Here is a 15,619-nt window from a genome sequence, read left to right as displayed (position 1 = left end):
GGCGGCTTGACCCTGCTTCAGTACAGTTAATAAAATTCATCGGGCAGAATGGTTTCGCCCAGTTTGATATTGTCTTTGTAGTCAATCGGAACATCAATCAAAACCGGACCGTTTTTTGTCTCATTAAGTGCCTGTTTAAAGACTTTTTCAAACTCTTCTTTGCTGCTGGCACGGTAGCCTTTGGCACCGAAGCTCTCTGCATATTTGACAAAGTCCACCGGTCCAAAATCAACACCCGATGAGCGGCCGTATTTCATTTCCTCTTGAAATTCAACCATATTATAATGTCCGTCATTCCAGATAATATGTATGATTGGCAGCTGCAGACGGACGGCAGTTTCCAGCTCCTGTGCCGAAAAGAGAAAGCCGCCGTCACCGGATACCGAAATGACTTGAGTGCCGGGACGAACCAGAGCTGCCGCTATAGCCCATGGAAGAGCAACTCCTAGGGTCTGCATGCCATTAGAAAACAGGAGATGGCGCGATTCATAAGACTTAAAATAACGGGCCATCCAGATATAATGGCTGCCGACATCAACCGTTACAGTCATGCTATCATTTGTATTGGTTTGCAGCACATCGATCAAGTCAAGAGGATGAACCAGACCGGCTTGGGAACGGCGGTTAAATTTGACATCATCAACCACATTGTCCCGCAGCCCTTTTAGGTAGGCCAAGGACCCTTCAGGCAGCTGATAACCAGCAACAGCCGGAAGAAGCAAGTCCAGTGTGTCTTCAATACTGCCGATCAGCTCACGTTCCGGCTGGAAGTAAGTGTCAATTTCAGCCTGTTCAACATCAATAACAATGATTCGGGCTGAAATTTCTGCATTCCAGTTCCGCGCTTCATACTCTATCGGATCGTAACCGATAGCAATGACGAGATCAGCTTTCTTCAGCAGCATATCACCGGGTTGGTTGCGAAAAAGTCCGACTCGGCCAAAAAAAGTTTCCTCTTCCAATTCACGTGAGACAATGCCTGCCCCTTGAAAAGTTTCGACAACCGGCAGCTTGACAACTGTCAGCAAACGTCGGATAGCTGCTGTCACATCAGCTGCTGAAGCACCATTACCCAGCAGCAGAACAGGTAAAACAGAGTTACGGATGGCCTGAGCCAGATAATTAATATCGGCAACGGAGGCAGACCCCAGCTGGGGATCCGTCAGAGGTTTAATCGCTTTTACAGAAACTTGGCTGTCCGTAACATCCTGAGGTATAGAAATAAAACTGGCACCAGGCTTACCCTCCTTTGCCAAACGGTAAGCATTGGCAATGGTTTCTGACAGGGTATCTGCATCATGAACTTCAGCTGCATATTTTGTAATTGGCGCAAGCATAGCAACATTATTCATAGACTGGTGCGCTCGTTTAAGCAGATCACCGCGCTTCACCTGACCGCCGATAGCAAGAACCGGATCACCTTCATCGGTCGCTGTGACAAGACCGGTAGCTAAATTAGCAATTCCGGGACCGCTGGTAACCAGAACCAGCCCCGGTTCACCTGTAATACGCCCAACGCCCTGTGCCATAAAAACCGCATTTTGTTCATGTCGGGCAACAACCAGTTCAGGGCCTTTATCCTTAAGAGTATCAAAGACACGGTCAATCTTAGCACCCGGAATTCCAAAGACATAGCTGACATCATGATTAATAAGGCTGTCTACAATAAGATCAGCCCCGTAATCTCTTTTTTCTTCTGACATTCTCTTTCCCTTCTTCATAGGACTAAGCCAATTATACCACAATTTAGCAGCGGAAGTTAAAAACGGTTCTGAAAACCTGCCCACACTTCCTGTTTGATAGACTAATAGAGCTTAGAGCTACTCCTCATTCAGGAAATCAGCCATATTGACATCATCCGGAACCAACTTCAGATACTGCTCAGCATAATAAACTGCCCGTTTGCGGTCGCCGCACTCCTGCAAAAGATAAATATAATCCTGCAAAAATTCAGGATTATCACTCAAATCTGCGGCTAAGTCCTCATAAAACGGCAAGGCTTTATCTAACTGTTCCAAGGCTTGGTAAGCTTTAGCAATGTTCCATCGGGTCAAAACATTGGCAATATCCTGCTGTGCAAGAGCAATGATTTCTGAAAAGCGTTCTTCTTCAAGGTAAAGATTAGTCAGGCGCAGTAAAACCTCTTCCTGATCCTCTGCAACTTCCTGCGCCTTTAACAGATAATTTTCCGCCTGTTTGCGGTCATGTAACTCATAAGAAAACTGAGAAGCTGCCAGTAAGAGCTGTTCGTCAAACGCGTTTTTAGACAAGCCCTGCTGGATAAGCATAAGCGCTTTCTCGGTTTTATGCTCTCCATGAAGGGAAAGGGCGTAACGATACTCGTAGCCATCAAACTCAGGATTCATTGTGTCCAGCTGCTTGAAATAAAGATTGGCTTTTTGGTAATCAGCCTCTTCATAAAGGATAGAGGCCAACTCAAAAGCTGTCTGATCATCATAATCAATTTCAAGTGCTTTTTCCAAAAACTCAATGGCTCCTTCAAATTTACCAAGACTGGCATAACAGCGACCGATCCGCTGATAAGTGGAGAGGCCGGTCAATTCAAGAATCTCACGGTTGTCCAATTTAGCATACTCGTCAATAGCCTGCCGGTAGTTGCCCAATTTAAATTCAATTTCTGCTAAAGCGAAGATAACCAAAGATTCCTGACTTAAACGATTGGCTTCCAGCAGCTTTTCCCGTGCCACTTCTGTCAGGCCTTCCATATCATACAGGTCAGCTTTTACCAAAAGAGCATTTACATAGTAATCACTGTCAGTTTTGACTGCGTCTAAGTATAAAAAAGCTTCTTCAGTATCTCCGTCTTCTGCAGCAATCTGTGCCAGATTCAGATAGCTTTCAGGATAATCATCCTTAATCTGCAGGTAAATCTGCTTTGCTTGCGGCAAAAAACCGATTCCCTCTAAATATTCGGCTAACTCAAGCAAAACGGCTGAGCTGTCTTCTTTTAACGCTTTTAGTAAATATCGATCAGCTTGAGCCAAATTTTGCTGTTCAATGGCAGCAAGCACCTTTTCACTATTTAGCATCTTCTTCACTGTCTCCTTCGCTGATAGGATTAATGTCATCCGGATATAAGCCGCTGACCGATTTGTACCAGTCAAAAATTTCTTTGACAACTACCTTGATGGAAGCATAAATTGGAATACCTAGGAAAACACCCCAGACACCGAACATTGAACCTGCTGTTAATAAAATAAACATAATGGTAATGGGATGAATGTTTAATTTGCTGCCAATAACCAGCGGCGTGACAAATCGCCCTTCGATTGTCTGCTCAACGACAAAAACCAACAGTGCTTTAATCAGCATTAAAGGGCCTTGAACCATTGCCATAATCACAACCGGAATCATAGCCAAAAAACTTCCTAAGTAAGGAATCATATTTAAAAAACCGGCAATTATCCCAAAAGTGACTGGATAGCGCAGGCCAACCAGACTAAACATCACAGAAAACATAAGACCGACAACAACAGCCACTGTAACCTGGCCCTGTACATAGCCTGACAGCTGTTTATTGATATCTCCCATAACACGGGAAATAGGCTGCCGCACTTTCGTCGGCAGAGCTTTCAGCACCCCTTCTTTCATCTTCTTACTGTCTCTAAGGAAATAAAAGAGAATAAAAGGAGAGATGATAATGGCTACCGTTACACGGGCAATGGTACTGGCAAAATTGCTGGCCCAGTTCAAAGCATTTCTTGAGAAACTTTCAGCATAATCAATTGCCTTACGGCTGATATTGCTCAGCATCTCCTCCAGCTCCCCCTGATAGCTGCGCAGCCAAGGACTTTCCAAAAGTTTATTGGCTTCTTTATTGACCGTTTCGACATAGTCGGGTAAATTCTTTACAAAAGACAGCAGCTGATCACGGACAGTCGGAAGAAACCCGGATATCCCCCAAGCGATGAGGGCTACAATAGCGGCAAACACTATAAAAATTGAACTCGTCCGGCCCAGTCCTCTGGCCTCCAAAAAATCAACCATCGGCTTGGTTAGATAGTAGAGAAGGGTTGAGATAACCACAGGCAGCAGTAAAATAGCGCCGAAGGATAAAACCGGAATAAAAAGGAAGGAAATCTTTGTAAAGACATAAAGAGTCAGAAAGACTAACAGGGTAATGAGTGTCACAATAACAGCCTGATTATTTAAAAACCATTTAAAAAACCAGCTGTCTGTAAACTTTTTAGGTTGTGAATGCTTCATTGAAACTCCTTAGCAAAAGAGGGTAATTGTTTCCCGTCTTTGAACTGCAAGACAGGCAAACCGGGAGAATTTGGCAGCTTAATAAAAAATCTGCTGCCTTGTTTTCTCTACATTATAACATTTTTACCAGCTTTGGACAGGCTGCAGACGATGGCTTAGCTAAAAAAACTATTTTTAGCAGCTAAAAACTACGACTGACCATAGGAAATCAGCAGCTCAAAAAGTTATTTGTCATAAAACGTAACAGACCGGTCAATTAATTCTTGCTTGTGATTATAAGTGAACTTGGCTGAAAAGAAGGGGACATCGTCTAAGATCCATTTAAAAAGCTCATAATCTCCCTCCCAAGTCGGTTTAGTCAAAACCTGATCATAAGGCACCCATTCCAATGTGCCTTCACGCGATTCTTCATCGGCAATCAGTTCTCCCGTAAAGTCAGTCACTTTAAAAACATAAGTATACCAGTCATGACCTGGGGTAAAATTTGGGAAGGTAACAATTCCTCTAAAGTCCATCTGCTTCACCAACAAATGTGTTTCCTCCAAAATTTCCCGCCGAGCACAGTCATCCGGAGTCTCCCCCCGTTCTAATTTCCCACCGACAGAAATCCATTTCCCCGCATGAACATCGTTCTCTTTTTTATTCCGATGAAGCAGCAAGAGTTCCCTGCCATTATCAATATAACAAATCGTTGCTAACTGTGTCATCCCCTTCTCCTAACACTAAGATACAAAGGCCGTGAAAAGCTCACAGCAAAAATAGGAAAACTGACGCAGAAACTTTAGTTTCTAGGAAGGTTTGTCTTTTTTGCAAAGAGCTTAGGCCGTGTTCAATTCACTAAGATACAAAGGCCGTTAAAAACGCAAAGAGAAAATAGGAGCCTGACCGCCGAGTCACTAAAGACTCAAGGAAAGGCTATCTTTTTCTCACAGCGTTTAGGCCTTTTGAGTTTTTTACTTTTCTTTTATTATAGCAAAATCTTATGTTATAATCTCTTTAAAGAAGGGGAGGCCTGCTATGAAAACAATTTACTTCGGCACTTATACCAAACGGCAGTCTCAAGGCATTTATGCTGCAGACTTTGAGACTGACAGCGGTCAGCTCAGCAATCTTCGTCTGCTGGCAAAAGAACCTAATCCTACCTATCTGACCTTTTCCGAAAATAACTGCTACAGTGTCGGCAGCTATAAAGGAAAGGGAGGTATTGCCAGTTTTAATCAGCACTTTCAGCTCATTAATCATGTTGTTGAAACAGGGGCACCGCTTTGTTATGTAGCAGCAGATAAGCAGCATCGACTAGTTTATGGTGCTAATTACCACAAAGGCGAGATTCTTATCTATAAACAAGGAAACAAGGGAGAATTGACTTTAGTTAATAAGCTTCTGCATCACGGGTCGGGGCCCCATCAAAATCAGGCAGGTCCTCATCCGCATTTCGCTGACCTGACACCTGACGGCTGTTTAATAACCTGTGATTTAGGGACTGATTCAGTTATTACTTATGACGTTTCTAATCGAGGGCAGACAAAAGAGCTGGGACACTATCATGCTGCTTCAGGTTCAGGCTGCCGGCATCTTGTCTTTCATCCTAAACAAAAAACGGTTTACCTCGTTTGCGAGCTCAATGCTACTGTAGAAGTTCTAGACTATTACGGCAAAGGACAGTTCAAAAAAAGGCAGACCATCACAACTCTGCCTGATAATTATCAAGGTTTTAATGCCTGCGGCGCTATCCGTATAACTAAAGACGGGCGCTTCCTCTACGTCTCTAACCGAGGCCATGATTCCATTGCTGTCTTTGCTGTTACAGAAAACGGAGAGCTTGAAAACCGGCAAATTATTCCAAGTGCCGGCCAGACCCCGCGGGATTTCACACTTTCACCTGCGGAAGACTTCCTTATCGCTGTCCATCAAGATTCAGACAATGCAGCTGTTTTTAAACGGGATTCAAAGACAGGACTGCTGACCGAGAAAAGCCGTAATTTTACTGTCCCAGAAGCTGTCTGCGTCCTCTTTAATGACTGAGAAAAGTAAAACGGCAGCCTTTGCTGGCTTCTGAACAAGCTATCTCAGAGAGGCGCAAAACTTTTTTGGCAGAGCCGTCAGGCCCTAAAATGCTTAAGAATAATCAGTATCATAACAGCGACCAGCCCCATAACAAACGGGCCTATCTGTAAGAATGGGACAGCACCTTTCATATGAGCCTGTGATGCAATTGTCAGGGTATCAAACAAACAGATAGCTAATACCAGTGAACAGATAAAAGCTGCGCACGTTTTGAGTCTTTTAGTTATCTCTCCTCTCAAAAATGTGACGGCTGCAATCAAAAAAACACATGCAAACAGAAGGGAACAACTCAAGCCGTTTTTTTGATAACCGTAGAATATAATATCCGGCAGATTCCCTGGCGGAATGCTTCCTCTGTAAATTCCTGACCAAGGCAGCAAACAGGACAGCATCCCAACTGCCGTAAGGACAATAAGAAACAAACAGCGCTTCTTCACGCACAGCACCTCCTTAACAGGATACAATGACTGCTAAATGCATAAAAACCGAGATAACTCGGTTTTTATATTATTTAATCACTTCCTGTGTTTTAGCATAATTTGCTTCAACAGCTTCCTTTTCAGCTGTCCACCACTCTTTATGGTCTGTATACCATTTGATGGTATCTTCCAAACCTTGCTCAAAATTAGTAAATTCCGGCTCCCAGCCGAGTTCTTCACGCAATTTAGTTGAATCAATAGCATAACGGAGGTCGTGGCCGGCACGATCAGTTACATGGTCATAAGCATCTTTTGGCTGACCCATCTTCTCAAGGATAAGTTCAAGAACTTCTTTGTTGTTCTTTTCACCATCAGCACCGATCAGGTAGGTTTCACCGATACGGCCTTTGGTCAGAATAGCCCAGACACCTGTTGAATGGTCATTGGTATGAATCCAGTCGCGGACATTTTTTCCCTCACCGTAAAGTTTAGGTTTGATACCTGACAGAATGTTAGTGATTTGGCGCGGAATAAATTTCTCAATATGCTGATAAGGACCGTAGTTGTTTGAACAGTTTGAGATAGTCGCTTTGACGCTAAATGAGCGTACCCATGCTTTTACAATAAGATCCGAAGCAGCCTTAGTTGAAGAGTAAGGCGATGACGGATTGTACTTTGTCTCAGCAGTAAATTTTTCACCCGGACCGTCACCGTGGCCCGGCAAATCCTCACGCAAAGGCAAATCGCCGTATACCTCATCAGTTGACACGTGGTGGAAACGAATGTCATATTTACGTGCAGCTTCTAAAAGTGTATAGGTCCCGATGAAGTTTGTGTGGATAAAGGGGGACGGATCATTAAGTGAATTGTCATTGTGACTTTCAGCCGCATAGTGAACGATAGCATCTGCCTGGGCAGCCAGCCGGTCCACCAGCTCAGCATCTGCGATATCGCCAACGACCAGCTCAATACGGTCACCAAGAATTTCCTCAATATTGGCACGGTTGCCAGCATAAGTGAGCTTGTCAAGAACAGTCACATGTACGTCTGGGTGGTTATTGTATACATAGTGAACAAAGTTTGAGCCGATAAAACCGGCCCCACCGGTTACGATAATATTTTTAAATTCTGACACGGTTATCTCCTGTAATTGTCTTTTTAAATAGTCGATTTTTACAAAATCTTTATGGTTATTTTTATCTGCCCGATAGGAATCCTGGGATGAAGCTTGGTAGATTTCCAAGTATTGCTCAAGTGTTGGTAAATAATAGCGGACACCTTGAGTCTCAATTTCTTCTAAATTTTCTAACTCCACCCCCGCAAATTCAGGGAGGGAATGGAGCCCACCAAATTCAACAGACAGGCCATCCTTTTGAAACTCATGTTCATGGCGGTCAACTAGCCGAAAACCCAGTCTTTCCATGATAGCATTGAGTTCATCAAAACGGTAAATTCGCTCCTCATCTGGAGCATCCCAACCTCTGGGGTCACTGGGAACGTGAATATCCAAGTCCCGTGCTAGCCAATCTCGCCCAGTTCGCCTTTCCAAACCAACTGAACCCATTAACAAGGGAGTGATTCCCAGCTTGTTTAACTGCTCTGCAATTTGTAAAAAAACAGCGAACATTAGAGGTCTTCTTTCCTCAAAGGTTTGACATCTTTCAAGAGCGGATGGTTCTTATCTGCTTCTGAAACTTCTGCTTCTGCCAAATTTTCCCATTTAATGCCGAGAGCTGGGTCAGCGTAGTTGACAAAGGCATACTTAGGCTTGAGCTCCAATGCCCAATAATCATTGACCAGATAACTGTAAGCAACCTTATCAGACAAAACCTGAAAGCCATTTGCTACACCACGGGGAACAAAGATTCCTTTTGAAGCATCGATGATTGTTTGATAGACATGACCAAAACTGCTGCCTTCGCGCAAATCAACCCAAGAACCGAGAACCCTGCCTTCATCAGCAACTGAGATGTATTTATCCCAAGGTTCAGCATGGAGACCACGCAATACATTTTTACGTGAGAAGGAAACATTGTTTTGGAGTTTGCCTTCTGCAAAGAAACTTTCCGGAAAACCGAGAGGCAGCATTTTTTCCTTTTGGAAGTTTTCTTTAAACCAGCCGCGATTGTCGCCGTGGACAGGGATATCAAACTCCAGCATACCTGGGATAGCTTCAATATGACGAACTGCCAGTTCCTTTTCAAAAAATTGTTCAGTCATTAATTATCTCCAATCAAACGGAGCAGATACTGCCCGTATTCATTTTTCTTAAGCGGCTGTGCTAATTTACGCACATCGTCAGCTGTTATATAACCCATGCGGTAGGCAATCTCTTCAAGATTGGCTACCTGTAAATTTTGCATCCGCTGAACGGTTTCAATATACTGCGCTGCTTCCAGCAGACTTTCATGGGTCCCCGTATCCAGCCAGGCAAATCCACGCTCCATCACCTCTACCGACAAATCGCCGCGATCAAGATAAGCTTTGTTAACATCAGTAATTTCAAGCTCGCCTCGAGGCGAAGGCTTAATATTCTTGGCAATTTTAACAACATCATTATCATAAAAATACAGACCGGTTACAGCAAAATTCGATTTTGGCACTGCCGGCTTCTCTTCGATAGAGATAGCATTCATACTGTCATCAAATTCAACGACACCAAAACGTTCCGGATCTTTAACCTGATAACCAAAAACAGTGGCTCCTTTTTCTTTGGCGGCCGCCTTTTGCAGCATTCTCGAAAGTCCGGGGCCATAATAAATATTGTCTCCTAAAATAAGAGCCACACGGTCTTCACCGATAAAATCTTCACCGATGATAAAAGCCTGCGCCAAGCCGTCCGGACTTGGCTGTTCAGCATAAGAAAGCTTAATGCCAAACTCAGAACCGTCCTGCAGGAGTTCCCGGAAACGCGGCAAATCCTGCGGAGTTGAAATAATCAGAATGTCCTTAATCCCGGCTAACATCAATGTAGACAGCGGATAATAAATCATGGGCTTGTCATAGATTGGCATAAGCTGTTTTGAGGCAGCGCGCGTCAGCGGATAAAGACGTGTTCCTGAACCGCCGGCAAGAATTATTCCTTTCATAAAGATTCCTCTCTTTGTCATTTCTGTCACTTTATTCTAACATAAATAAAAAAGGCTGTCACTTACTTCCTGACAGGCTTACACATTAAACAGATAAAAAACAGAAAACTGTCTGATTGTTTACAATGCCAGTTATTTTAAGTGATGCCTTATTTTTATAAACAGCCTGCTTACTGATACGTTTTAACAATATAATTTTCTACAGCATAATCTTCTAAGTTCAAAAGCGGTTCTCGGCCTTGGGCTAACTGCGCCAGCTGCCAGCCAAGCAGTGGCCCGGCTGTCAGTCCTGTTGATCCCAGCCCGCCTGCTGTATAAGTGTTTATTAAATCAGGAACGGGGCCAAAAAATGGCGAAAAATCACTCGTATAGCCACGGATCCCTACCCGCTCTTTAAAAGATGACGCATTTTTAAGATAAGGGAAATAATGTTGTGCCTGAATCTCAAAATCATTCAGCAAAGCAGTGTCGACTGACAGGTCAAACCCCTTATCATTTTCATGTGTCGCACCGATGCTGATTTGCCCGGAAGGAAAAGGAATAATATCTAATTCCCCTTCAGGCATGACCACAGGGTAGGTTGCAGTATCCAAATCAGAAAAATAGTAATCGCGGAGCTGACCTTTTTGAGGACGCAAATCCAATTGATAGCCCAAAGGCGCCAAAATTTGACCAAGCCAAGCTCCTGCAGCCAAAATAACAGTATCAAAATGCTGCCCATCAATGACATAATCCTTACCTTCCAGACTTAGAGACACTTTCTTCTTAATAATGTCAGCCCGGCTGGCTCTAAGCAGTGTTTTTACCAATAATGCTCCTTCGACACGAGCGCCGCCGGATGCATAAAGTAAAGTTTCAAACCCTTGTAAATCCGGAAAATCCTTTATAGCTTCGCTTTTTGACAGTAATTTCAGATCCCCAATCAGCGGCGCTTCATCTCGGCGCGAAAGGGCTAAATCATAAAGATCCTTCAGTTTGTCCTCATCTTTTTTGATAATATAGACACCTGTCTGCTGGTAAAAATCGGCTTGCTGCCCTTCTTGCTGTAAATCAGCAACTAAATCCTGATAAAAGTCCGCACCTAAGCGAACCAGATGATACCAAGACCGATTGCGCCGTTTAGAAAACCAAGGACTGATAATGCCAGCAGCAGCTTGAGTAGCCTGCCCCAGCCCCTCATCAAAAACAGTAATATTGATATGCCGGTTTTTAGCAAGATAATAAGCAGCCGTTGCTCCTACTGCTCCGGCACCTACTATAGCAACTCTCAAGACACTCTCCTTTTCATCAAGATACAAAGACCGTAAAAAAATCCGTAGGAAAATAGGGAAGGACAAGCGATGTCCTGCATCGCGCTGGACTTCATCTTTTTCACTAGGATTTTAGGCCGTGTTCAATTCATCAAGATACAAAGGCCGTGAAAAAATCCGTAGGAAAATAGGGAAGGATAAGCGATGTCCTGCATCACGACGGACTTCATCTTTTTCACTAGGATTTTAGGCCGTGTTCAGCTTTCTTTCTTATACTTATAATGAATATAATAGTCAGCTCATTTTGGCATACTTCTGCTTTTTCAGGAAGTTTTTTGTGATTGACAGTCGTTACAGGGGCCTGTCTCAATAAAAAGGCAGCCTCCCACTCAAACAGAGTTATAAATGGCTGAAGGGGTTTGTGCTGGCCTGACTGCCGATAACAGTAATGTCCCAATGATTTTCGTGCTGCCAAATTTGAAATTTTTCCGCCAGTTTCTCTACAAAGAGGACTTCAATATGGTGGCCGGGATCAATGGCCAGCAGCCCCTCAGTCAGCATTTCCTGAGCAGTATGATAGTATATATCTCCCGTTATATAGACATCAGCACCTTTTGCCAGTGCATCACGATAAAAACCAGCACCGCTTCCGCCGCATATTGCCACACGCTTGATAAGTTTCTCATTACAGCCATAGCTAATAAGGCGGACAGCATCCAGTTGAAAGACTTGTTTGACTTTGCGTGCAAAATCTGCTAATGTCTGAGCTTCTACAGTCCCAATGCGGCCAATACCGAAGCCGTTTTCAGTCGGTGAGAGAATCTCTGTGGAAGAGATATCGAGCTTATCGCAGAACCAGTCATTTAGACCGTCAGGAACCACATCAATATTGGTATGGCTGACATAGACGGCGATATCATGCTTGATTAAGTCCAGATAGATGTGGTTCTGCGGACTGGCAGTTAAATCTGTCAGCGGTTTAAAAATCGGAGCGTGTTTGACAATAATTAAATCAACTTTCTTAGCTATCGCCTCGGCAACCGTAGCTTCTCGAATATCCAGAGCCAGCATCAGTGTTTCAACATCCTTATCGGGACGACCGATCTGCCAACCTGAGATATCCCCTTCTAAGGAAAGTTCTCTGGGACAGTACGCTTCATAAAAAGCGATAATATCACTTGCTTTCATCAATAACCTCCTTGATAGCTTCAATCTTTTGATTCAATACCGGGCGGTCAGTATGATAATCCGGAAGCTGAGAAGAAATGACTTCTAATTTACCGAGTTCAGCCTGCCACTTGCTTTTAAAAACAGCTGACTGCTCCTGGCTAAGAAAAGGGCCGAAACGTAAATCCTTTGATGACAGAACCATGTGACCCGGTTCAGCAACCAAAATCTCATAGAATTTCTTATTCTCTCTGACAAGCTTCTCAGCCTTAAGGGCAAAACCATTCTCAGTCAGCCAGCTGCGCACAGTATCTTCACAATTATTAGGCTGTAAAATGAGACGGGAAATAGAATCTAATTTCTGCTTGCCTGCTTCCAAAATAGCAGCAATAAGCCGGCCGCCCATACCGCAAATAGTAAGAACAGAGATCCGGTCAGATGGGTCCAAAGCAGCTAAGCCGTCTGCCAGACGGACAGTTAGTTTACCTGTGAAGCCGTAGTCCGCAGCATTTTTCAGCGCAGACTGATAAGGGCCGTGTGCAGCCTCTCCGGCTGCCGCAAAATCAATCCGGCCTTTTTGCAGCAGAAAGAGCGGCAAATAGGCATGATCGCTCCCGATATCCAAAAGCCGGCTCCCTTGAGGAACAAATTCAGAAACAGCTTTTAAACGCTGCGATAACACTAACTCCATCCTTACTCCTTTTATCTTTTGTTTTTTCACGGTAATTCGTATAGATGCTTTTCATACTAGTAGAACCAGCTGCTTAAAAATGGGATCAACTCTGCTTTATTTTAAAATAAGAACAGCAGACAGAAGCGAAACAGCTGCTGGCCGTCTGACCATTTTTGCCTGCTCTCATAAAAAACAAAAGCAGCAAATAAATGAAAAGGAGCTGTCTGCTGCCGCTTCCCAAGCGTCAGAAAACACTCCTGTTAACAGTCCGCTTTGCCAACTGTCGGCTGGATTTACTGCTCACCCCAAAGATCCATAGCCTGCAGAAAATCATCAGAAACCGTCACATCTGCTGCCTGGCTTTCTTCACGCTGTCTGCGGTGCTCTTCAACCTGACGAAGAGTTGTCAGTCCTTCACGGCGCCAGTTGCGCAAAATAGCATTAATGTAATTCCAGTTGGTTTTTCCGTTAAAGACAGCTTCACGCAAAGCCGCCCGTACCAAATCCGGATCGGTCCTGTCCTCTTCAATGGTCTTTTGCAAATCTTCTAATTCAAAAGGACTGAGGAGCCGGCCCAACTCACGTTCAAAGTCTTGAACCAAAGCTTTAAGGGCATTGTCCGGCTTAGCATTGGTTTCTGGCATAGAGGCTTCCTGCAGCAGAGCATCTAATTTAGCGAAGGCGGGGCTGGCATCAAAAATAACCTCAATCTCTCCATCAAGCTCTATGGTCTTCATATCCAGCAGCTCCTGGGCAGTTAAATCAGAAATGGAACGATTGATTTCAGCAACCGTTTTTCCTAAAGCCGAAGCAATTTGACTCGGTGCTAAATCATCCAGCTTACTGGTATTTTGCAAATAAAAAAACTGCCATACTAAAAAATCATCTGCTTTAGGAAAAATATCTTTAAAATGAAACAGTAAGGCGCCCGGTAAGACTAAATTTCCTGATTGATAATATTCTGAAAAGCCCATAACTTCTCCTTCCTGCTTTAAGACAAAAAAAGCACAGCTGCCCTTAAGAGAGAAAAGCGGGAGATACCGTTCCTGAGCATCTCCTTTCTTTTTTCATTCCGGATACTTTTTATCCCTTTGAGCAGGTCATTTTTTTAGTTCTTCCAAACGATAAGGTGTTTCCTGATAAACTGCATAATTAATCCAGTTGCTGAAGAAAGTCGTTGCAGCCAGATTCCACGTCATCATCGGAGTTCTCTGAGGGTTGTCAGCTGGAAAATAATGTTCCGGAACAGAAACCGTTTTACCGGCTTTCCTGTCGCGCTGGTACTCTTTCAGCAATGTTTCTCTGTCATATTCCAAATGGCCGAAACTGTACACTTCACGTAAGTCTTTGCTGGCTAAAATCGATAAACCAACTTCACTGCCTGAAGCCAGAACGTCCAGTTCAGTCTTGGCCGCAATTTCTTCCGCCGGCACTTCTGTATAGCGCGAATGCGGTGCAGCAAATCGGTCATCAAATCCCCGCATAAGAGGACTCCGTTTTTCTTTCACCTGCTGCTGATAAATTCCGGACAGCTTCTTTTTCAGCAGAACTTTATTAAGACCGTATTTATAGTAAAGACCGGCCTGTGCTCCCCAGCATAGGTGCAAAGTAGAGTAAACATGCGTTTTTGACCAGGCAAAAACCTGACACAGTTCCTGCCAGTAGTCTACCTCTTCAAAAGGCAGTGTTTCTACAGGTGCACCGGTAATGATGAGACCGTCATAATAGTTATGCTCAATATCAGCAAACGTTTTATAAAAGTCCGTCAGATACTCTGCTCTTGTGTTTTTGGACTTATGGCTGGCCATGTGCAGAAAATCGACATTAATCTGTAAAGGGGTATTGGCCAGCAAACGCAGAAGCTGTGTTTCGGTCGCTTCTTTGGTGGGCATCAGGTTAACGATAACGACTTCTATCGGCCGGATATCCTGCTGGCGGGCCCTCTTATTATCCATGATAAAGACATTTTCAGAACGTAAAATAGCAAGCGCCGGCAGTTCTCTGTCAAGTTTAATCGGCATGAAAATATCTCCGTTTCTATAATCCTTTACTTAAGATTATAAAATATGCCGATATAGTTTTCAATTATGTTATTTTTGTAGTTAGATATAGTTACAAACTATAGGTCAACTAGGGAATTTCATCAGAACCTTGGTATCGTACCCAGCGATAGCATCGCGCCCGTTCAGACCATCCAGTTCGATCAGAAAAGCACAGCCTGCTACAATGCCGCCAAGCTTCTCAATCATTTCAATTGTCGCCTTTACGGTGCCGCCGGTAGCCAGCAAATCATCAACAATCAGAACCCGCTGACCCGGTTTAATCGCATCAGCATGCATCGTTAAGGTATCGAGACCATACTCTTTTTGATAATCCGCAGAGACAACCTCACGCGGCAGTTTGCCTGGTTTACGGACAGGGGCAAAACCAATACCTAATTCAAAAGCAACAGGACAGCCGACAATAAAACCACGCGCTTCAGGGCCGACCACCATGTCGATTTTCTTATCTGTAGCATACTGGACAATCTCACGGACAGCATAGCTGTAGGCATTGCCATCAGCCATCAGAGGGCTGATATCGCGGAAAAGCACGCCTTCCTGCGGATAATCCTTAATTGTTGCAATATAATTTTCTAAATCCATTCTTTTACTTTCTAGGGCATCTGCCAAAAAATCGTTTACTCTTTATTATAGCACGAAATCTTGTTTTAGACATCTTTAATCT

14 protein-coding genes are annotated in these 15,619 nt (G+C 43.8%); 1 reads left to right on the top strand and 13 read right to left on the bottom strand.

What is annotated here, in order from left to right; genetic code table 11:
- Positions 1 to 26 precede the first annotated feature (26 nt).
- The 4 genes from alsS to DDV21_RS04620 form a co-directional block, all read right to left on the bottom strand.
- Complete coding sequence (alsS, locus tag DDV21_RS04635) at positions 27 to 1,703, bottom strand: acetolactate synthase AlsS (protein WP_116878550.1); 1,677 nt, start codon at positions 1,701 to 1,703, stop codon at positions 27 to 29.
- 117 nt (positions 1,704 to 1,820) lie between these two features.
- On the bottom strand, positions 1,821 to 3,050 hold the full coding sequence (locus tag DDV21_RS04630) for a tetratricopeptide repeat protein (RefSeq protein ID WP_116878551.1): 1,230 nt from the start codon (positions 3,048 to 3,050) through the stop codon (positions 1,821 to 1,823).
- Positions 3,040 to 4,227, bottom strand: a complete 1,188-nt coding sequence (locus DDV21_RS04625; RefSeq protein ID WP_116878552.1) for an AI-2E family transporter — start codon at positions 4,225 to 4,227, stop codon at positions 3,040 to 3,042. The genes DDV21_RS04630 and DDV21_RS04625 overlap by 11 nt, the downstream gene beginning before the upstream one ends.
- A gap of 224 nt (positions 4,228 to 4,451) precedes the next feature.
- Positions 4,452 to 4,934: an NUDIX hydrolase gene (locus DDV21_RS04620; protein WP_116878553.1), complete on the bottom strand. Its 483-nt coding sequence runs from the start codon at positions 4,932 to 4,934 to the stop codon at positions 4,452 to 4,454.
- Positions 4,935 to 5,244: 310 nt separating this feature from the next.
- Between DDV21_RS04620 and DDV21_RS04615 the strand changes: the two genes are divergently transcribed.
- Positions 5,245 to 6,252 (top strand): lactonase family protein, encoded by a 1,008-nt coding sequence (locus DDV21_RS04615; protein ID WP_116878554.1) that lies wholly within the window; start codon positions 5,245 to 5,247, stop codon positions 6,250 to 6,252.
- Between the two features lie 549 nt (positions 6,253 to 6,801).
- Here DDV21_RS04615 and rfbB read toward each other — a convergent pair.
- The 9 genes from rfbB to DDV21_RS04560 all read right to left on the bottom strand — a co-directional run bounded on the left by rfbB (position 6,802) and on the right by DDV21_RS04560 (position 15,537).
- Positions 6,802 to 7,848 (bottom strand): dTDP-glucose 4,6-dehydratase, encoded by a 1,047-nt coding sequence (rfbB, locus tag DDV21_RS04605; RefSeq protein WP_116878576.1) that lies wholly within the window; start codon positions 7,846 to 7,848, stop codon positions 6,802 to 6,804.
- Between the two features lie 491 nt (positions 7,849 to 8,339).
- Positions 8,340 to 8,933: a dTDP-4-dehydrorhamnose 3,5-epimerase family protein gene (locus tag DDV21_RS04600; protein WP_116878556.1), complete on the bottom strand. Its 594-nt coding sequence runs from the start codon at positions 8,931 to 8,933 to the stop codon at positions 8,340 to 8,342.
- Positions 8,933 to 9,802, bottom strand: coding sequence for a glucose-1-phosphate thymidylyltransferase RfbA (gene rfbA, locus DDV21_RS04595; RefSeq protein WP_116878557.1), 870 nt, complete (start codon positions 9,800 to 9,802; stop codon positions 8,933 to 8,935). The genes DDV21_RS04600 and rfbA overlap by 1 nt, the downstream gene beginning before the upstream one ends.
- Positions 9,803 to 9,972: 170 nt before the next feature.
- Entirely contained in the window at positions 9,973 to 11,073 is a 1,101-nt protein-coding gene (locus tag DDV21_RS04590; protein WP_116878558.1) for an NAD(P)/FAD-dependent oxidoreductase, read from the bottom strand.
- Between the two features lie 378 nt (positions 11,074 to 11,451).
- Positions 11,452 to 12,240 carry a Nif3-like dinuclear metal center hexameric protein gene (locus tag DDV21_RS04585; RefSeq protein ID WP_116878559.1) on the bottom strand — a complete coding sequence of 263 codons (789 nt, stop codon included), beginning with the start codon at positions 12,238 to 12,240 and terminating at the stop codon, positions 11,452 to 11,454.
- The gene (locus DDV21_RS04580; RefSeq protein WP_181963486.1) at positions 12,227 to 12,925 is read right to left on the bottom strand and encodes a tRNA (adenine(22)-N(1))-methyltransferase; all 699 of its coding nucleotides are present in this window, start codon (positions 12,923 to 12,925) and stop codon (positions 12,227 to 12,229) included. Before DDV21_RS04580 ends, DDV21_RS04585 begins: the two co-directional genes overlap by 14 nt.
- A 260-nt stretch (positions 12,926 to 13,185) precedes the next feature.
- A complete protein-coding gene (locus DDV21_RS04570) occupies positions 13,186 to 13,866 on the bottom strand; it encodes a DnaD domain-containing protein (RefSeq protein WP_116878562.1) in 681 nt (226 codons plus the stop codon).
- 126 nt (positions 13,867 to 13,992) lie between these two features.
- On the bottom strand, positions 13,993 to 14,913 hold the full coding sequence (gene metA / locus DDV21_RS04565; RefSeq protein WP_116878563.1) for a homoserine O-acetyltransferase MetA: 921 nt from the start codon (positions 14,911 to 14,913) through the stop codon (positions 13,993 to 13,995).
- A gap of 105 nt (positions 14,914 to 15,018) precedes the next feature.
- On the bottom strand, positions 15,019 to 15,537 hold the full coding sequence (locus DDV21_RS04560; RefSeq protein ID WP_116878577.1) for an adenine phosphoribosyltransferase: 519 nt from the start codon (positions 15,535 to 15,537) through the stop codon (positions 15,019 to 15,021).
- Positions 15,538 to 15,619: the final 82 nt, after the last annotated feature.

This window comes from Streptococcus chenjunshii (genome assembly GCF_003086355.1).
GTDB classification, from domain to species: Bacteria; Bacillota; Bacilli; order Lactobacillales; family Streptococcaceae; genus Streptococcus; species Streptococcus chenjunshii.
This window is presented reverse-complemented; position numbering and strand designations above follow the sequence as displayed.